This is a genomic window from Novosphingopyxis iocasae, from assembly GCF_014334095.1.
Classification (GTDB): Bacteria; Pseudomonadota; Alphaproteobacteria; order Sphingomonadales; family Sphingomonadaceae; genus Novosphingopyxis; species Novosphingopyxis iocasae.
This window is the reverse complement of sequence record NZ_CP060495.1, coordinates 312,245-330,109: the sequence shown is the minus strand read 5'-3', so window position 1 is coordinate 330,109 and position 17,865 is coordinate 312,245. Positions and strand designations below refer to the sequence as shown.

Below are 17,865 nucleotides of genomic sequence, written 5' to 3'. Positions count from 1 at the left end.
ATCATTCCGCCGCGATTGCCCCTTCCGGCTTCTCATAGGTCAGCACGGGCTTGCGCGCCGCCATGGTTTCGTCGAGGCGGCGGCGCGGCGCGTGATAGGGCGCGCCGTGCAGGCTTTCGTCGCCCGCCTTCGCCCGCTCCACCACCGAACGGAGCGCATGGAGGAACTCGTCCAGCCCGGCCTTGCTCTCGGTCTCGGTCGGCTCGATCAGCATCGCGCCGTGGACCACCAGCGGGAAATACATGGTCATCGGGTGGAAACCCTCGTCGATCAGCGCCTTGGCGATGTCGACGGTGGAGAAGCCCTCGGCCACGCCCTTGTCGCTGAACAGGGCCTCGTGCATGCACGGGCCGCTCTTCGCGAACGGCGCTTCGAGCATGTCTTCCATCGAACGCAGAACATAGTTGGCGTTCAATACCGCATCCTCGGAAACCTGGCGCAGGCCATCCGCACCGTGGCTCATGATGTACGCAAGCGCGCGGGTGAACATGCCCATCTGGCCGTGGAATGCCGTCATCCGGCCGAAGCTATCGGCGTGATGATCCTCGGCGGTTTCTTCCTCGACCAGGCGGAAGCTGCCGTCCTTGGCCTGCTCGACGAAGGGCAACGGCGCGAACGGCGCCAGCGCTTCGGAGAATACCACGGGGCCCGAACCGGGGCCGCCGCCGCCATGGGGGGTGGAGAAGGTTTTGTGCAGATTGATGTGCATCGCGTCGATGCCGAGATCGCCCGGACGCACGCGCCCGACGATGGCGTTGAAGTTGGCGCCGTCGCAATAGACGAAACCGCCGGCCTCGTGGACCGCATCCGAAATGCGCTTCATGTCGCGCTCGAACAGCCCGCAGGTATTGGGGTTGGTAATCATGACGCCCGCGACATCCGGACCGAGCCTTTCGACTAGCGCATCGAAATCGACGCGGCCGTCCTCGGTCGCCGGAATATCCTCCACCGCATAGCCGGCGAAGGCGGCGGTGGCGGGATTGGTGCCGTGCGCGCTCTCCGGCACCAGGATCACTTCGCGCGCATCGCCTCGCTTTTCGAGCGCTGCACGGATCGCAAGAATGCCGCACAGCTCGCCATGCGCGCCCGCTTTGGGGCTCATCGCGACGGCGGGCATGCCGGTCAGCTTCTTCAGCCAGTCGGCAAGCTCGTGAATAACGCCGAGCGCGCCCTGCACGCTGGCCACCGGCTGCAGCGGATGGATATCCGCGAAACCGGGCAGCCGGGCGACCTTTTCGTTCAGCCGCGGATTGTGCTTCATCGTGCAGCTGCCGAGCGGGAACAGGCCCAGATCGATGCCGTAATTCTGACGGCTGAGCCGGGTGTAATGGCGGATCGTCTCCGGCTCGGAGAGGCCGGGCAGATCGAACGGCTCCTTGCGCGCCAGATCGCCGAGGCGCGATTCGCCCCAGCAATCGGCGGGCCAATCGACGCCGGTCCGCTCGCTGTCGCCGATCTCGAAGATCAGCGGCTCTTCCAGCATCAACGCACGGTTGCCGGTGGCGGTGGGATGCGGATCGGAGGCGGCGCTATCACGCGGCTGCGTCTGGCGGCCCTGCTTGTTCATGCTCATGCCAGTGCTCCTTCCAGCGCCTTGGCCAGCGCCTCGATATCCTCTTCGTCCACCATCTCGGTGACCGCGACGAGCAGACCTTTGGAGAGGCCCGGCTCATCCGCATAAAGGCGGCTCAGCGATACGCCCGCCAGCACGCCCTGATCTGCCAGATCGCGCACGATTTCGCGCGAGTCTTTGGGAAGTTCGATAGCGAACTCGTTGAAAAACAGATCGTTGACCACACGGACGCCGGGGATCTTGGAAAGCCGGTTGGCGCAGATCACCGCCTTTTCATGATTGATCGCAGCGATCTGGCGGATGCCTTTTTCACCCAGTAACGTCATGTGGATTGAGAAGGCCAGCGCGCAAAGCCCTGAATTCGTGCAAATATTGCTCGTCGCCTTCTCGCGGCGGATATGCTGTTCGCGCGTCGACAGCGTCAGCACGAAGCCGCGCTTGCCGTCAGCGTCCACCGTCTCGCCGCACAGGCGTCCAGGCATCTGGCGCACATATTTCTGCTTACAGGCGAACAGGCCGACATAGGGACCGCCGAATTGCAGGCCGACGCCGATCGACTGCCCCTCACCGACGACGATGTCGGCGCCCATTTCACCGGGCGATACGACCGCGCCCATCGCGACCGGCTCGGTCACGACCGCGATCAGCAGCGCCTTGTGTTCCGCGCAGGTCTTGGCGAGCGCACGCATATCCTCGATCCGGCCGAGGATGTCGGGATATTGCACGACCACGCAATTGGTGTCGCCGTCCACCTGATCGGCCAACTGGGCCCAGTCGGTTCGGGCTTGCAGTTCCGGCGCACGGTAGACGATCTTGTCCTTGGTAAAGCGCGCCATGGTCTTGGCGACCGAGACATAATGCGGATGGACGCCGCTGCTCACCAGCGCAGTGGCGCGCTTGGTGACGCGCCGCGCCATGGTGATCGCTTCCCAGCAGGCGGTCGAGCCGTCGTACATCGACGCGTTGGCCACATCCATGCCGAACAGGCGAGCAACCTGCGTCTGAAATTCGAACAGGACCTGCAACGTGCCCTGCGCGATTTCGGGCTGATAGGGCGTATAGGCCGTCAGTAACTCGCCGCGCTGGATCAGATGATCGACGCTGGCCGGAACATGATGGCGATAGGCACCTGCGCCCAGAAAGAACGGGCCGCTGCCCGCCGCCAGGTTCTGCGCCGCCAGCCGTGACATATGCCGTTCCACCGCCATTTCGCTGGCGTGCATCGGCAGGTCCTGGATCGGCCCGTCGAGCCGTGCCTCCTCGGGCACGTCAACGAACAAGTCGTCGATCGAGCTGGCGCCGATACGGGCCAGCATGGCTTCGCGGTCATGATCGGTTTGCGGAAGATAGCGCATGAATGCTCCCAAAGCCCGTGAGCCCCGAACCTGTCGAATGGCGTCTCTCGTGTTCGAAAAACGCCGGTCGACAAACTCAGGACTTCGGTTTTCGTTAAATTTTAGAGGCCTGCGACATATTCCTTGTACGCAGCCTCATCCATCAAGTCGTCAAGTTCGTCCTTGTTCTCCAAGCGCAGCTTGAAGAACCAGCCCTCACCCTCCGGGTCCGAATTGACGAGCCCCGGCTCATCGCCCAGCGCGTCATTGCCTTCCAGCACTTCGCAGCTCACCGGCGCATAGACATCGGACGCCGCCTTTACCGATTCGACCACGGCGGCGTCATTGCCCTTTTTCAGCATCGCGCCGCTGTCCGGCACTTCGACGAACACCACATCGCCCAACTGCTGCTGCGCATAATCGGTGATGCCGACCGTCGCCTCGTCGCCTTCGACGGCGATCCACTCATGATCTTCGGTAAAGTAACGTTTCATCTCAGCTCCCTTTCGATGGTCGGCGATAGCGCTGGGGGACGAAGGGCATTTTGGCAACCGTGCCCGTGAAATCCTTGCCGCGCTGGCGAATAATGATGCGCGTTTCCGGCTCCGCCAGCGCCGCGGGCACCATAGCCATCGCGATCGGCGTTCCGAGCGTCGGGGCATGGCCGCCGCTGGTTACATGACCGACGACCGCGCCGTCTGCGTCCACCACCTCGGCGCCCTCGCGCACCGGCTGGCGCCCTTCGACGCGAATTCCGACGCGCTTGGTGGCGGGGCCGTCGCGATGCTCGCCAAGCACCCGTTCCGCGCCGTGGAAGCCGCCTTCTTCGCGCCGCCGCTTGGACAGCGCAAAACCAAGATCGCCCGCCATCGGCGTGGTCTCGGGCGTCAGGTCGTGGCCGTAAAGCGGCAAACCCGCCTCAAGCCGCAGCGAATCGCGCGCGCCGAGACCGACAGGTTTCACCTGGTCCAGCGCCGTCAGCGCCGAAGCGAAGCGCTCGGCTTCGCTCGCGGGCAGGCTGATTTCGAACCCGTCCTCGCCGGTATAGCCCGAGCGGCTGATCCATAGCGGCACGCTATCCCAGTCGAACGCAGCTGCTTGCATGAAATACAGCTGATCGGTGCCGCTCAGGATTTCCGCCAGCGCCTCGCCGGCAGCCGGGCCCTGCAGCGCCAGCAACGCGTGATCTTCCAGATGATTGATCGTCACCTCATCGGGCAGATGCTCGCGCATGAAGCCGATATCGTCATATTTCACCGCGCCGTTGACGACGATGTAAAAGGCCTCGCCGCCATTCGATTCGCTGTCGCCCTCTTCGCCGCCGAACGCCTCGGCGGAAGGCAGCCGGGTGACCATCAGATCGTCCAGGATGCCGCCATCTTCGGCCAGCAGCAGCGAGTAGCGCATGCGGCCCGCCTTCAGGCCGTGCAGATCGCCGGGCAACAGCTTTTCGAGCGCGCCCGCCACGTCCTCGCCGGTCAGAAGCACCTGCCCCATATGGCTGACGTCGAACAATCCGGCGCGCTCACGCGTCCACAGATGTTCGGCCATGATCCCTTCATATTGCACCGGCATGTGATAACCGGCGAACGGCACCATCCGCCCGCCCGCGGCGCGATGCCAGGCATCGAGCGGCAGCGTCTGCGGCTCTTCGGGCTGTTCGATATCGTCCAGTTCTTCACTCATCGCCGGCTCCTTCCAAGGGGTCGAATGCAGACGGATCGCCGATGACGGCGCATCCACCTACCCCCTCTGTCACGGAACCTGAGAGCTTTCGCGGGCGGCCTTTGCCTGTCCACGCTTACCCCTTCGGTGGCGAGCTCCATAAGGAGCGCGCGCTTTCCAGAGTGCCTGATCCATCGCTACGGTCCGACTGACCTGAGAGATTCCGGGGCGGTTGCTCCTTCGGTGACCGGGCCGTGATGGCCGGTGCTCTCCCGTAGCGACGTCCGCTGAAAGCGGTAGCAAGCGCGGAGTGACGCATGCAGCGCGCGGAGTCAATCGGCCCCGCGCGGCTTATCCCCATATATGCGCAGGGCCTGGGTCTCGGCGAAGCGATCGGTCATACCCGCCAGATAATCGGCGATGTGCCGGCTGCGTGCCGGCTCCTCTGCCGGAACGCTCTCCGCCCAGCCGCCCGTCATCAGCGACGGATCGGCACGGTATGCTGCGAACAGATCGGCCACGATGCGCCGCGCCGCCTCCGCCGCACGCAATTGCGTCCGGTGATGGTAGAGATTGGCGTACATGAACTTCTTTAGCGTCCGCTCCCGCTCGGTCATTGCGGGGGAGAATTCCACAAGCACCCTGTCCGCGCCGCGCACATCGGCCACGCTTTCGATCCGCTCAGCCGCGATATTGGCGCGGGCGCGCTCGATCACGTCGTTCACCATCGCACCGATCTGCTGGCGAACGAGTTCGGAGACGAGGCGATCGGCCGGAACGTCCGCGAACTTCTTTTGAATGGTGGCCCAGCGCTGCGCGACGAAGGGCAGTTCGGTCAGCTGCTCGACCGACAGGATGCCCGCGCGGATGCCGTCGTCGATGTCGTGATTGTCATAAGCGATATCGTCCGCAATCGCCGCCACTTGCGCTTCCAGCGAGGGCCAGCGATCCAGCTCAAGATCGAAAGCCGCATTCGCCTGCGCCAGCGCCCAGCTAGGCTGCGCCACCGGGCCGTTATGCTTGGCCAGCCCTTCCAGCAACTCCCAACCGAGATTGAGGCCGTTCCAGCGCGGATAAGGCGATTCGAGTTCGGTTAGCACGCGGATCGTGTGCGCGTTGTGATCGAACCCGCCATGGCCTTCGAGCGCCGCCTGCAGCGCATCTTCCCCGGCATGGCCGAAAGGCGGATGGCCAATATCATGGGCAAGGCAGAGCGCCTCGGTCAGATCTTCGTTCAGCCCCAGCGCGCGGGCGATGGTTCGCCCGATCTGCGCCACCTCCAGGCTGTGCGTCAACCGAACGCGGAAATGATCGCCATCGGGCGACACGAAAACCTGTGTCTTGTGGCGCAGGCGGCGGAAGGCGATCGAGTGGATGATCCGATCGCGGTCTCGCTGGAACGGATCGCGCGGTCCGCGCAGCAGCCCGCCTTCTTCGGCATGAAGGCGCCCACGGCTGGCCGCCGGATCGCTGGCATAGCTCGCCCCGGTCATGACCGTCAGGGCAGCGGCGTGACGGCGGTTCCCGCCCCGCTGTTCCATGCAAAACCGTCGCCGCCGGCGTCTTGAAATTTCTTCAGCCAGTCGCGTGCAGCGCCGATCGAATCAAATGGTCCGACGAGAAGGCGCTCCTGTGTCTTGAACGGAGACGTCCAACCCTTCTGCCCTTTGAACAGTTCGGTCTTGCCGCGCGACAGGCGGCGATATTCGCCTTTCATCGCGCCGCTAGCGCCCGTGGCGATCTGCACCCAGTTGCGCGCAGGCTCTTCCTTCGCCGCCGGCTTCTTCTCTGCCGATTTGGTCGAGGAGGCAGCCGGTTTCTCCGCCTTGTTGGCGGCCTTCTTGTCCGCCGCGTCCAGGGGCTTGGCGCCCTCCGGGATCTTTTTGAGGCTGGCAAAAGGTGACGGTTCAGCCGCCTTGCTCTGGGTCGGCGCGGGGCCGAGCGGCTTGGCATTCTTGTACTGCTCCAAGCGCGCAAGATCTTCTGCGAAGACGTTGCGCGTCCGCTCCTGTGCCGGAATATCGATGGCGCGAACGATGGCGTTCAGGCTTTCGCGGCTGCCTGCCGTGTCGGCGACAGCGGACTGCGACGCGGCGGCCGGTTCATTGCTGTCGATAGATGCGACAACCGTGGGCTGCGCAGTCGCGGCAGCAGGAGCGCTCTGCTGGGCGTTCCATTCGGCCAGTCCTTCGGGATTACCGAGCGCTTCGAAGCCAGGCCCAACCGCCGCGGTCTGTACCTCGGCGGCAGGAGGCTGCGTCGCAGCCGCCGCGCTGGTCGCGACGGGCTGAGAAATTGCGGGAAGCTCGCCCGCCGTGCTGGTCTTCGCAGCCATGGAAGTTTCCGCGGAAACGGCCGATTGCTCGCTGGGCGCGGGCGCTGCATTGGCAGTCCGGGGCTGCGCCGGCGCAGCCGTGCGCGTCGCAACCGCCGGCAATTCGCGCGGCGCGGTTGCAGCGCGGGCCGTTCGCGCTGCCTCGCGCTGGGCCTGCGCGGCAGCGCGGCGTTCCGCACGCGTGGGCTTAGCCGGGACCGATGCCTCTGCGCGCGTGCGGGTGCGTCGGCCCAATGGCTCACCGGACGGGATGAGCCCGCTATCCTGCGTCGCCGCGCCGGGACGCGCTGCGCTGTTGGCGGAGGCGATTGCACGCACCGCCGCGCTGTCCCGGCCCACCTGCGCGTCGGCGGGAAAATGCCCGTAATGGATCACCGCCGCCTGCTGCGCGCGGGTAAGCTGCGGCATGCGTTCGAGATAGGACTGCATGGCCGCGGTCGAGCGGGCATCGAGAAATCCGCGCACGATCCGGGTTGCTTCCGACACATCGCCATTGGACGCCAAAATGAAGGCGCGCGCGCGCCAGGCGAGCGGGTTGTTCTGCGACAAGAGCGGGTTAAGCAAGGCCTCGGCGCGCTTCTGATCGCCGGACAGGCCGAACGATACCGCCTGCCGAATGATCAGATTATCGGTGCTAATCGCCGTGGACCCGAGCGCATATTCGGCCTGCGCCTGCGCGTTGTTGCCGACAAGATCCATGGCCAGGCCACGGTCCGCCGCGATCGAGCGTTCCGATATGCCGAGTGCGATTGCCTGATCGTAGAGCTTCAGCGCTTCCACCGGGTTTTCGTTGTAGAGCTGCGCAGTAGCGAGTCCGGCTTTCACCCGCCCGCTCGAAGGCTGGATCGCCTCGGCCCGCGAAAAGAAACGCAGCGCGCTATCATAATCGCGCAGGATCAGCGCGGCATTGCCCGCATCGAGAAGCGCATCGCCGTCGGTGGGCGAGCGTGCCAGCCGCTCGATCGCATTACGCAGTTCGGTGGCGGCCGCCTGATCATCACCATAATCCTGCGCGGCGGCAGGAGCGGACACGGCGAGCAGAGCCATGGCCGCGGAAATCCAGAATGCTTTCATGTGATGCTATATCGCGCGTTCGGGGCCGGCACGCAAATCATCCGGCCCCGCAAGGCGGCGAGGCGACGGAGGCGCCGGTTGAACCGCAACCCAGATTGCCTCCGCCACCATTCGGTATCAGCGCTGGTTGTTCTGGCGCCCCAGGAATCGTGGAATATTCAGCGGATCACCGTCATCGCCGTCCGATTCCTGCGAATCTTCTTCTTTGCCCAGACCACGCGAGAGGTTGGACATCCGTTCGAATAGCGTACCGCCGCCACCGCTTCCGATGCGCGGTGCCGGACGCGCAGGCGCATCGCTGCCACCGGGACGCAGCACAGGCTTCCGCGCAGCTTCCTCGTCCTTCTCGGCTTCCGGTGCAGTACCACCGCTCAGCTCGAGCGTGTCTTCTGCCGGCTTCGGCTCTTCGCGGCGGCCGAAGATCGGCTTGGCTTCGGGCGCAGGAGCGGGCTCTTCCGCCACGGGCTCATCTGCCTGCTGATCGGAAGACAGGTCGAGCGGCTCTTCCGCCTCGGGCGCTTCTGCCTGCGGCTGCGGTACGTCCGCAAAAACGTCCTTGCGCGGAGCAGGTTCTTCGGCAGCAGGTTCGGGTGCCTCGACCCGTTCAGGAGCCGCCGCCTGGGCGGGACGCGAGTTCGGGAATGCGAAGCTGCGGCTCGGCGCGGCGTTGCTGCCCTCGCTATCGATGCCGGTGGCTACCACGGACACGCGAATTTTGCCGTCCAGATTTTCGTTGAATGCCGAACCCCAGATGATGTTCGCATCCGGATCGACCAGCTCGCGAATGTGGTTCGCGGCCTCGTCCACTTCCATCAGGCGCATATCCTCGCCGCCCGTGATGGAAACGATGACGCCCTTGGCACCTTGCATCGACACACCGTCGAGCAGCGGGTTGGCAATTGCCTTTTCCGCCGCTTCCAGCGCACGGCCATCGCCCTCGGCTTCGCCGGTGCCCATCATCGCCTTGCCCATCTCGTGCATCACCGAGCGAACGTCGGCAAAGTCGAGGTTGATGAGGCCGGGCATGACCATGAGGTCGGTGATTCCGCGTACGCCCTGCTGCAGCACTTCGTCGGCCAGCAGGAAGGCTTCCTTGAACGTGGTGTTCGGGTTGGCGACCAGGAACAGGTTCTGGTTCGGAATGACGATCAGCGTGTCGACATTCTTTTGCAGCTCCTCGATCCCCGCATCGGCCGAGCGCATGCGGCGCGTGCCTTCGAAGGTAAAGGGCTTGGTGACAACGCCGACGGTCAGGATGTTCATCTCACGCGCGGCCTGCGCGATCACCGGTGCGGCGCCCGTGCCGGTGCCCCCGCCCATACCGGCGGCGATGAAGCACATATGCGCGCCTTCCAGCGCGGACTTGACCTGGTCCAGCGTCTCTTCGGCGGCAGCGCGGCCGACTTCGGGGCGCGATCCGGCACCAAGACCCTGCGTGATGTCCGGGCCCAGCTGAATGCGATGTTCGGCCACCGAGCTGTTCAGCGCCTGCGCGTCGGTATTGGCGACGACGAAATCGACGCCTTCAACATTGGCGGCGATCATGTTCGCGATCGCATTGCCGCCTGCGCCGCCTACGCCGATCACGGCAATTTTCGGCTTCAATTCGTCCACGGAGGGCGGTCCGATATTGATACTCATCGTTTAAGGTCCCCTCGGCCGATCGGCCCTGTCATGACATTGCTGTTACTTGGCATAAAAGCCGTGCGCTCGCATCCCCTTATTAAGCTTGTCGAGGCGGATAAAGGTCTGCGCGGCAACATATGGTCAGAAATTCGCTCGAAATGCGTGGACAAGACGCTGGACCAGACCCGGCGAAGCCTGCCGATAGCTTTGCTGCGTCATCGTGCTTAGCGAGCGCAGATCCAGCGGCTCGTTTTTTGCGTAAAGGATAAGGCCCGCCAGCGTTCCGAAGGCGGGGCCGGCATGCGCCTCCGGCAGGCCGCGAAGTCCGGCAGGCTTGCCGATGCGCACGGTGCGCCCCAGCGCCGACTGCGCGTAGTCTGCGATCCCCTTCAGTTCAGCGCCGCCGCCGGTCAGCACCACTTGACGTCCAACCGGGCCGGAGAAGCCGAGATCCTTCAGGGCGCCGCGTATCTCGCCGATCAGATGGTCGAGTCGCTGCCGGATGACACTGTTCAGCTGCGCCTTGGTGACGCGCCCGCCCTCTGCTGGCTCCTCTTCGTTCTGGCCGCGATCGACATCGATCACATCATGATTGTCGCGCGGATTGGTAAGCGCGGAGCCGTGGAAACATTTCATCCGCTCGGCCTGCATCCGGCGGATACCAAAGGCGCTGGCAATATCGTCGGTAATGTCGGCCGCGCCGAAGGGAATGGTGGCGAGATCGACCAGCATGCCGCCCGCAAACAGCGCAACGTTGGTGACCGATGCACCAAGCTCCACCAGCGCAACGCCCAGTTCGCGCTCTTCCTCGGTCAGGCAGGCCATGCCCGCGGCAATCGGCGCCGCCACCACCGCATCCACTTCCAGATGCGCGGCGCGCACCGTCATGTCGATATTGCGGACCGGCGCCGGATCGCCGAGCAGAACGTGGATATCCACGCTCAGCTGATCGGCGTGCAGCCCCTTGGGATTGCGGATGCCCTCGACTCCGTCCAGCGTGTAAAGCGCGGGCTGCGCATGCAGGATCAACTTGCCTTCCGGGTCGATGCCCTGCTGGCCACTCGCCAACAGATAATCGACATGCTCCTGCGCAACGCGGTGGCCGGACAGATCGACCTCCATGGTCGTGACGCGGCTCGTCAGCCCCCCTGCGCTGAAGGCAACATGGACACGGTCGATATTGATGCCGGCCATGCGCTCCGCCTGTTCTACCGCGGTGCGCACGGCGAGCTCGGCGGCCTGAACGTCGGTGACATATCCGCGCTTCACACCACGGCTTTCGCGCTGGCCGGTGCCGAGAACGGTGAGTTTGCCTTCTTCGGTCACCCCGGCGATGAGGGCGGAAATCTTGGAAGATCCGATATCGAGCGCGGTAATCAGCCGCTCCACCTTAGGCGCTGGCATCAGCCATTCTCCCCTTCGCCGGAGGCTTCCCCCTGCCCCGCCTTGCCCGTGACCGCGTCTTCGGAGAGATCATCGCCGGACTTCAACCGCATATAGCCCTTGGTCGGGTCGCGAAAATCGAAATAGGTAAAGCGACTGCCGAGCAGGCGGTTCTTACCGTCCATCTTGGCGAACTTCACCAGCGCCCCGGCCGAAACGTCCCGTCCCTCCGGCAGCGCCAGCGTTTCACCGGTCTTGAACTGAAGGTTCCAGCGACGGTTGCCGATCCATTCGGCCCCGGCAATCTGGGGTTTCAGAGCCGGCGCGGCATCGAGCAACTTCGATAGTGCGACGGCTTTCAGATTGGCATCCGGACCGATCAGCATCGGCAGGTTTGGCTTGTGCTCCGGCACGATCGGCTCCAGCACATGGCCCTGCGCGTCGATAAGCGCCAGCCGATCGCCATTTTTCCAGACAGCGGCAGGGCTGCGTTCGCTAAGGTCCACCACCAGCGTATCCGGCAGACGCCGCGACACCCGCGCCTCTCCAATCCAGCCATTCTGCATTAGATCGCGCCGGATCTCACCGACGTCGACCAGCGGCATCGCACGGTCCTTCTGCGCCAGTACGATGTCATACACCTTGAGCTCGTCGACCCGGCGGATGCCGCTTACCTCGACATTCTTAACCTCGAACCCGGCCTTCGCCGCCATATGGGCATATTGCTGGTAAACCTGTGCGCTGAAACCGCTGAGATTGGCCGCCACGATCAGCGCGATGGCGGTCAGCGCCACGATCGCCCATGTGAGCGCGCGCTGCATTTGCTCCTGCGTGAAGGGCAGCAGCTTGATCATCCGGTCCAGCGCGGAAACGCGCTTCACCTTGCGGCTGGACTGCTTCTTGCGTGCCTTGACCGGCCTGGACCCGCGCTTGATGCTGGCCTTGGTGGCGGCGCGTGTCATGCGGCCTGCTCCAGCGCCTCGCGTACGATGCGCTCCACCAGCTCGGCATAGTCGATACCTGCAGCCTTGGCCTGTTCAGGCACTAGGCTGAGCGGTGTCATGCCGGGCTGAGTGTTCACTTCCAGCAGGAACAGACCGTCGCGGCCCAGCTCGTCATCCCACCGGAAGTCGGAGCGCGAGGGACCCTTGCAGCCGAGAATGTGATGCGCCTTGAGCGCCAGTTCCTTGCAATACTCCGCAATATCCTGAGGGATTTCGGCGGGGCAGATGTGGCGCGTGACGCCTTCGGTATATTTCGCGTCGTAATCGTAGAAGCCGCTGGATGTGACGAGTTCGGTCACCATCAACGGCTCCCCGCCGACCACTGCCGTCGTCAGCTCGCGTCCCTTGATGAACGGTTCGGCGAGGAGTTGATCGAACTCCTGCCACGGGCCCTTCATATCGCGGCCGATGGGATTGCCATAATTGCCGCCTTCGCGGACGATGGCGACACCGACCGAGCTGCCTTCGTTCACCGGCTTCAGCACATAGGGCCGCGGGAACGGATCTCCTGAATACAGGCCTTCGCTATCGACGATACGGCCCTCCGGCATGGGAATGCCGTGGGGCAGCAGTTCGTTCTTGGTGAGCTGCTTGTCGATCGCGATGACGGAGGTCGTCATGCCACTATGCGTATAAGGGACCTGCATCAGATCGAGCATGCCTTGCACGCGCCCGTCCTCGCCCGGCGTGCCGTGTAGCGCGTTGAACACGACATCGGGCCGCACCTCCGCAATCACCGCGGCAACATTGCGGTCCATATCGATCCGCGTGACGGTGTGCCCGCGCGATTCCAGCGCGTCCGCCACGCCCTTGCCGCTCATCAGCGACACCTCACGTTCGGCGGACCAACCACCCATCAAAACGGCGACGTGGAGTTTACGATCAGACATTCAAAATTCCGCGATGGCCCACAATTCCGTAAGGGCTGAGCTTGTCGAAGCCCGGCTCTGCGTTCGAGAAACGTCCTTCGACAAGCTCAGGACTGACGGTTGGGGTATCAGCGCAACGGCGGATCATGTCGCCCTTCCCACGCGCTGGATTTCCCATTCGAGCTCTATTCCGCTGTCCGCCTTGACGCGCGCGCGCACCTCCTCGCCCAGCGCCTCGATGTCCGCGCTTGTCGCCTCGCCGGTGTTGAGGAGGAAATTGGTGTGCTTCTCGCTCACCTGCGCATCGCCGATCATGAGGCCACGGCAGCCCGCTTTATCGACCAGCGCCCAGGCTTTTTCGCCGGGCGGGTTCTTGAAGGTGGAGCCGCCGGTGCGACTGCGTAAAGGCTGCGATGCCTCGCGTTCTTCGGCGATCCGGTCCATCTCCGAACCGATCGATTCGGGATCGCCGGGAACGCCCTGGAACAGCGCTTCGGCCACGATCGCACCCTCGGGCAACGCGCTGTGGCGATAGCTGTACTCGAACCGCTCGGCAGGCCACACTTCGACCGTGCCGTCGCGCCGCACCACGGTGGCCTCGATCAGAATGTCGGCGCACTCGCGGCCATAGGCGCCCGCATTCATCCGCACCGCGCCGCCCGCTGTGCCGGGAATGCCGCGCAGAAATTCCAGGCCTGCAATCCCCGCATCGCGCGCCGCGCTGGCCACGGTGATGCCCATCGCCGCCGCGCCCGCACGCACTCGCGTCTCGCCCTCGATCGCGATCTTCCCCATCGCCTTGGGAAGCCGCACGACCACGCCGGGCACACCGCCATCGCGCACGATCAGGTTCGATCCGACGCCCACCGGCATCACCGGCACCTCCGGGTCAAGCGCGGACAGGAAGCGCGCCAGATCTTCCACGCTTTCGGGACGCGCCAGCCAGTCGGCCGGGCCGCCGGTACGGAACCAGATGAAATCGGCCAGGCTGCCCTTCTCGGTCAGCTTGCCGTCGAGGCGGGGCATGCTGGCGGTGCTCATTCGCCCCCGCTCCAGAAGCGGCGCCAGCGGTTCCACGCCCGCGCCTGCCGCTGCATCGTTTCCTCGGCACCGCGCTGCATCGCGTCCAGCGCTTCGCTTGCCGCATCGAGCTGTTTCAGCTGCACCTCGCGCACCGCTTTCTGCATTTCGATGCCCAGTTCCATCATCTCAAACATCGGCGCGCTCCAACCGGTCGGAGATCGCAGCGGCCAGTTCGGCCGCCCAAACGGTGATATCGCCCGCGCCCAGGCACACGATCATATCATTGGGCTGCACGACCTTGCTGAGTTCCGCTGCCAGCTTGGTTTCGTCCTCCACCAACTGCGCATCGCGATGCCCGCGGTCGCGGATGCCGGAGACTAGCGCTGCGGAATCCACCCCCTCGATCGGCGCTTCATTGGCGGTGTAGACGGGCGTGACCATCACCATATCTGCATCGTTGAAGCTCGATTGGAAGGCCTCCATATGATCGCGCAGACGGGTGAAGCGATGCGGCTGCATCACCGCGATGACGCGGCCCGAAGCGCCCTCCCGCGCGGCATTGAGCACAGCGCGGATCTCGACAGGATGGTGGCCGTAATCATCGATCACGATGACGTCGCCGCCCTCCATCTCCACGGTTCCCACCTTGGTGAAGCGCCTGCGCACGCCGCCGAAATTGCTGAACCCTGCGGCAATGGCCGCATCGTCCATTCCCATTTGCAGCGCCACGGCGATCGCGGCGAGCGCGTTCTGCACATTGTGGCGCCCCGCCATCGGCAGATCGATATCGGCGATGTGTCGCACCGATCCATCACGCGCGCGGATCGCGATGTCGAACAGGTTGCCGCCGGGATAGGGGCGCACATTCTCACCGCGCACATCGGCCTGCGCGCTGAAGCCGTAGGTTACCGTGCGGCGGTCACGGATCTTGGGCAGCAGCGCCTGCACTTCGTCATGATCCACGCACAGGATCGCCGCGCCGTAGAACGGCACATTCTCGATGAACTCGACGAACGCCGCCTTGATCGCATCGAAATCGCCATAATGATCCAAATGTTCGGGATCGATATTGGTGACGATGGAATAGGTGCCATCGAGCCGCAGGAAGCTGCCGTCGCTCTCATCGGCCTCCACCACCATCCAGTCCCCGCTGCCGATGCGCGCGTTGGAGCCGTAGCGATTGATGATGCCGCCGTTGATCACCGTCGGGTCGATCCCGCCGGCATCGAGCAAACAGGCTACAAGCGAGGTGGTGGTCGTCTTGCCATGCGTACCGGCCACCGCGACGCAATATTTCAGCCGCATCAGCTCTGCCAGCATCTCCGCGCGGCGCACCACGGGGATGCGCGCATCGAGCGCGGCTTTCACTTCCGGATTGTCGCGCTTCACCGCCGTGGACGTAACGACGACGGAGGCATTCGCGACATTTTCAGGCTCATGTCCGATCGACACCGGAATGCCGATTGAGCGCAGGCGTTTCACCGTCGAGCCTTCGGCCATGTCGGAGCCCTGCACGCTATAGCCCAGATCGCTCATCACCTCGGCAATGCCGGACATGCCGATGCCGCCAATGCCGACGAAATGGACGGTGCCGATATCCTTGGGAACTTCGCGCATCAGCCGGCGTCCTTCGCGAAAGCAGGCCCTGCGACGGCGCTACCGCGTGCCGGAGCGGCGGCTTTTACGGTCATCGGTTCGACCAGTGGAGCCCCGCCGAAGCTTTCGACCAGATCGGCAAGCTCCTGCACCGCCTTGGGTCGGCCGCAGCTGCGCGCGGCCTTGGCGGCGTTTTCCAGGCTGCCGGGTTTCAGCGCCATCTTCTGGATTTGCTTCGCCACTTCCTTGGCCGTGAAACGCGGCTGCTGGATCGAGCGAGCACCGCCCGCCTCCACCATCTCGCGCACATTGTAGGTCTGGTGATCATCGGTTGCGATCGGCAATGGCACCAGGATCGCCGGGCGACCCGCGGCGGTCAGTTCCGCGATGGTCGAGGCGCCCGCGCGCCCGATCACGAGATGCGCCCAGCCAAGCCGTTCGGGCAAATCGGGCAGATAAGTGGCCAGTTGGGCGGGAATTTCGTTTTCCGCATAGGCGGCGCGCACCCGCTCGATATCCTCTGCCCGGCACTGCTGCGTCACCTGAAGGCGGCGGCGCAGCTGCGGCGGCAGCATGGCAAGTGCCTTGGGCACCACTTCACTCAGCACCGTCGCGCCCTGGCTGCCACCGGTCACGAGTACGCGGAAGATGCCGTCTTCGAACAAGGGCGGGAACGGCTCCTCGCGGATCGCCAGCACTTCCTCCCGCACCGGATTGCCGATCAGATGGACCTTGTCCTTCTGGCTGTCCGGCAGGCGCTTGATCTCCGGATAGCTGGTCGCGATCGCGTTCACCTTGCGCGCGGCAAGCCGGTTGACGCGGCCCAGCACGGCATTCTGTTCGTGGATCACGGTGGGGATATCGTCGGCGAAGGCGCCGAGCAGCGCCGGGAAGGCGGGATAGCCGCCGAAACCGACAACGCTGGTCGGGCGGAAAGTGGAATAGAGCTGCCGCGCCATCGCCCGCCCCTGCAGGATCGCCTTCATCGCGCCGGGCCAGCTCATCGGGTTTTTGGTGAGGCGCCCGGCGGGCAGCACATGCACCTCGGCATCTTCGAAAATGCCGGGAATCTTGGCGCCGCGCGCGTCGGTGATCAGCGCCACCCGGTGGCCGCGCTGTTCCAGCTCTTGCGCCAGCGCATGCGCGGGCACCATGTGGCCGCCGGTACCGCCGGCAGCGAGGACGAAATGCTTGGTGATGCTCATCCGCCAGCGCCCTTCATGATATAGCGGGAGCGGTCAAGATACGGGTTTCGCTTCGTAAAAGCCAGCAGCAGCCCCATGCCGATGCCGATCGCGATCAGCGAGGAGCCGCCATAGCTGATGAACGGCAACGTCATGCCCTTGGACGGGAAAAGCTGCAGGTTCACCGCCATGTTGATCAGCGCCTGCCCGCCGAATTGCGCGACGAGCCCGGTCGCGGCCAGGATCGTGAACCGATCCTCTTCGTCCAGCAGCCGCACCAGCACCCGGATGATGATGGCGAGGAAGGTCAGCGCGATGACGATGCAGGCGAGCACGCCGAACTCCTCCCCGATCACCGAGAAAATATAGTCGGTATGCGCTTCGGGCAGATGGAATTTGGCCGATCCCAGCCCGGGGCCGACGCCGATCAGCCCGCCTGCCGTGATGGTCTTGTAGGCCAGCATAATCTGGTTGTTGGTCTCTCCGCCGAACAGCCAGGTATCGATCCGCTGCGTTGCCACCGGATAAAAGACATAGGCCGCGAGCATCAACGCGATCCCGCCGATCACCAGCGCCGCAAGCAACCGCACCGACAGCCCGCCGACCAGCATGAGCGTGAACCAGATGCCACAGAAGATAATCGTCTGGCCAAGGTCCGGCTGGTTCATCAGCAGCACCGCAATCAGCCCGGTGATGCCGAGCGACAGCGGAACCACGGGAATATTCGGTTCTTTACCCTTCCAACTGAGGATCCAGGCCATCGTGACCGCGTAGAAGGGCTTCAAAAACTCGCTCGGCTGGACATTTGCAAAGCCGGGGCCGATCCAGCGCTTCGATCCGTTCACTTCGCTCCCGAAAACGGGCACCAGAATGAGAAGCGCAAGGAAGATCGCGAAGGACACGATCGCAAACCGCCGCGCTTCGTCCTTGGGCAGCATCGAAACGAGCAGCATGATCGGGACCGAAACGCTGACCCACATCAACTGGCGATAGAAGAAATATAGCGGATCAAGCGTCACGCTGCTGGTCGAAAGGCGCTGCGCGGTGGCGGGCGACGCTGCGGCCACCGCGAGCAGCCCGATGGCGACGAGCACCACGATAAGGCCGAGCAGCACGCGGTCCAGCTCCCAGAACCAGATGCCGATGGCCGAACGGTCGGCGCGGCCGAGCCGGTTTTCCATCGTTTCACGCCCGCGCGC

At 64.4% G+C, this 17,865-nt stretch carries 15 protein-coding genes and 1 riboswitch; all 15 genes read right to left on the bottom strand.

Features of this window, described 5'->3' with window-relative positions; translation table 11 throughout:
• Position 1: 1 nt before the first annotated feature.
• The gene (gene gcvPB, locus H7X45_RS01605; RefSeq protein ID WP_187335835.1) at positions 2 to 1,573 is read right to left on the bottom strand and encodes an aminomethyl-transferring glycine dehydrogenase subunit GcvPB; all 1,572 of its coding nucleotides are present in this window, start codon (positions 1,571 to 1,573) and stop codon (positions 2 to 4) included.
• Positions 1,570 to 2,928, bottom strand: coding sequence for an aminomethyl-transferring glycine dehydrogenase subunit GcvPA (gcvPA, locus tag H7X45_RS01600; RefSeq protein WP_187335834.1), 1,359 nt, complete (start codon positions 2,926 to 2,928; stop codon positions 1,570 to 1,572). The genes gcvPB and gcvPA overlap by 4 nt, the downstream gene beginning before the upstream one ends.
• 101 nt (positions 2,929 to 3,029) lie before the next feature.
• Complete coding sequence (gene gcvH, locus H7X45_RS01595) at positions 3,030 to 3,401, bottom strand: glycine cleavage system protein GcvH (RefSeq protein WP_187335833.1); 372 nt, start codon at positions 3,399 to 3,401, stop codon at positions 3,030 to 3,032.
• Position 3,402: 1 nt separating this feature from the next.
• Complete coding sequence (gene gcvT, locus H7X45_RS01590) at positions 3,403 to 4,593, bottom strand: glycine cleavage system aminomethyltransferase GcvT (protein WP_187335832.1); 1,191 nt, start codon at positions 4,591 to 4,593, stop codon at positions 3,403 to 3,405.
• 169 nt (positions 4,594 to 4,762) lie between these two features.
• A riboswitch (glycine riboswitch) is annotated at positions 4,763 to 4,857 on the bottom strand.
• A 47-nt stretch (positions 4,858 to 4,904) separates the two neighbouring features.
• Positions 4,905 to 6,113, bottom strand: a complete 1,209-nt coding sequence (locus H7X45_RS01585) for a deoxyguanosinetriphosphate triphosphohydrolase (protein ID WP_246449559.1) — start codon at positions 6,111 to 6,113, stop codon at positions 4,905 to 4,907.
• Entirely contained in the window at positions 6,071 to 7,981 is a 1,911-nt protein-coding gene (locus tag H7X45_RS01580; protein WP_187335831.1) for a tetratricopeptide repeat protein, read from the bottom strand. Before H7X45_RS01580 ends, H7X45_RS01585 begins: the two co-directional genes overlap by 43 nt.
• Positions 7,982 to 8,098: 117 nt before the next feature.
• Positions 8,099 to 9,622 (bottom strand): cell division protein FtsZ, encoded by a 1,524-nt coding sequence (gene ftsZ / locus H7X45_RS01575; RefSeq protein WP_187335830.1) that lies wholly within the window; start codon positions 9,620 to 9,622, stop codon positions 8,099 to 8,101.
• A 126-nt stretch (positions 9,623 to 9,748) separates the two neighbouring features.
• Positions 9,749 to 11,011: a cell division protein FtsA gene (gene ftsA / locus H7X45_RS01570; protein WP_187335829.1), complete on the bottom strand. Its 1,263-nt coding sequence runs from the start codon at positions 11,009 to 11,011 to the stop codon at positions 9,749 to 9,751.
• Positions 11,011 to 11,952 (bottom strand): cell division protein FtsQ/DivIB, encoded by a 942-nt coding sequence (locus H7X45_RS01565; protein ID WP_187335828.1) that lies wholly within the window; start codon positions 11,950 to 11,952, stop codon positions 11,011 to 11,013. Before H7X45_RS01565 ends, ftsA begins: the two co-directional genes overlap by 1 nt.
• A complete protein-coding gene (locus H7X45_RS01560) occupies positions 11,949 to 12,884 on the bottom strand; it encodes a D-alanine--D-alanine ligase (protein ID WP_187335827.1) in 936 nt (311 codons plus the stop codon). The genes H7X45_RS01565 and H7X45_RS01560 overlap by 4 nt, the downstream gene beginning before the upstream one ends.
• Positions 12,885 to 13,007: 123 nt before the next feature.
• Entirely contained in the window at positions 13,008 to 13,904 is an 897-nt protein-coding gene (gene murB, locus H7X45_RS01555; RefSeq protein WP_187335826.1) for a UDP-N-acetylmuramate dehydrogenase, read from the bottom strand.
• Positions 13,901 to 14,080 carry a hypothetical protein gene (locus H7X45_RS01550; RefSeq protein WP_187335825.1) on the bottom strand — a complete coding sequence of 60 codons (180 nt, stop codon included), beginning with the start codon at positions 14,078 to 14,080 and terminating at the stop codon, positions 13,901 to 13,903. The genes murB and H7X45_RS01550 overlap by 4 nt, the downstream gene beginning before the upstream one ends.
• Entirely contained in the window at positions 14,073 to 15,503 is a 1,431-nt protein-coding gene (gene murC, locus H7X45_RS01545; RefSeq protein WP_187335824.1) for a UDP-N-acetylmuramate--L-alanine ligase, read from the bottom strand. The genes H7X45_RS01550 and murC overlap by 8 nt, the downstream gene beginning before the upstream one ends.
• Positions 15,503 to 16,687 (bottom strand): undecaprenyldiphospho-muramoylpentapeptide beta-N-acetylglucosaminyltransferase, encoded by a 1,185-nt coding sequence (gene murG / locus H7X45_RS01540; protein WP_187335823.1) that lies wholly within the window; start codon positions 16,685 to 16,687, stop codon positions 15,503 to 15,505. Before murG ends, murC begins: the two co-directional genes overlap by 1 nt.
• Entirely contained in the window at positions 16,684 to 17,847 is a 1,164-nt protein-coding gene (locus H7X45_RS01535) for an FtsW/RodA/SpoVE family cell cycle protein (RefSeq protein WP_232343583.1), read from the bottom strand. The genes murG and H7X45_RS01535 overlap by 4 nt, the downstream gene beginning before the upstream one ends.
• Between the last annotated feature and the right edge of the window lie 18 nt (positions 17,848 to 17,865).

Excerpts from the sequence above, each read along its gene's own strand:
- gcvPB (WP_187335835.1), bottom strand. The coding sequence starts at position 1,573 with ATGAGCATGAACAAGCAGGGCCGCCAGACGCAGCCGCGTGATAGCGCC.
- gcvPA (WP_187335834.1), bottom strand. The coding sequence starts at position 2,928 with ATGCGCTATCTTCCGCAAACCGATCATGACCGCGAAGCCATGCTGGCC.
- gcvH (WP_187335833.1), bottom strand. The coding sequence starts at position 3,401 with ATGAAACGTTACTTTACCGAAGATCATGAGTGGATCGCCGTCGAAGGC.
- gcvT (WP_187335832.1), bottom strand. The coding sequence starts at position 4,593 with ATGAGTGAAGAACTGGACGATATCGAACAGCCCGAAGAGCCGCAGACG.
- H7X45_RS01585 (WP_246449559.1), bottom strand. The coding sequence starts at position 6,113 with ATGGAACAGCGGGGCGGGAACCGCCGTCACGCCGCTGCCCTGACGGTC.
- H7X45_RS01580 (WP_187335831.1), bottom strand. The coding sequence starts at position 7,981 with ATGAAAGCATTCTGGATTTCCGCGGCCATGGCTCTGCTCGCCGTGTCC.
- ftsZ (WP_187335830.1), bottom strand. The coding sequence starts at position 9,622 with ATGAGTATCAATATCGGACCGCCCTCCGTGGACGAATTGAAGCCGAAA.
- ftsA (WP_187335829.1), bottom strand. The coding sequence starts at position 11,011 with ATGCCAGCGCCTAAGGTGGAGCGGCTGATTACCGCGCTCGATATCGGA.
- H7X45_RS01565 (WP_187335828.1), bottom strand. The coding sequence starts at position 11,952 with ATGACACGCGCCGCCACCAAGGCCAGCATCAAGCGCGGGTCCAGGCCG.
- H7X45_RS01560 (WP_187335827.1), bottom strand. The coding sequence starts at position 12,884 with ATGTCTGATCGTAAACTCCACGTCGCCGTTTTGATGGGTGGTTGGTCC.
- murB (WP_187335826.1), bottom strand. The coding sequence starts at position 13,904 with ATGAGCACCGCCAGCATGCCCCGCCTCGACGGCAAGCTGACCGAGAAG.
- H7X45_RS01550 (WP_187335825.1), bottom strand. The coding sequence starts at position 14,080 with ATGTTTGAGATGATGGAACTGGGCATCGAAATGCAGAAAGCGGTGCGC.
- murC (WP_187335824.1), bottom strand. The coding sequence starts at position 15,503 with ATGCGCGAAGTTCCCAAGGATATCGGCACCGTCCATTTCGTCGGCATT.
- murG (WP_187335823.1), bottom strand. The coding sequence starts at position 16,687 with ATGAGCATCACCAAGCATTTCGTCCTCGCTGCCGGCGGTACCGGCGGC.
- H7X45_RS01535 (WP_232343583.1), bottom strand. The coding sequence starts at position 17,847 with ATGGAAAACCGGCTCGGCCGCGCCGACCGTTCGGCCATCGGCATCTGG.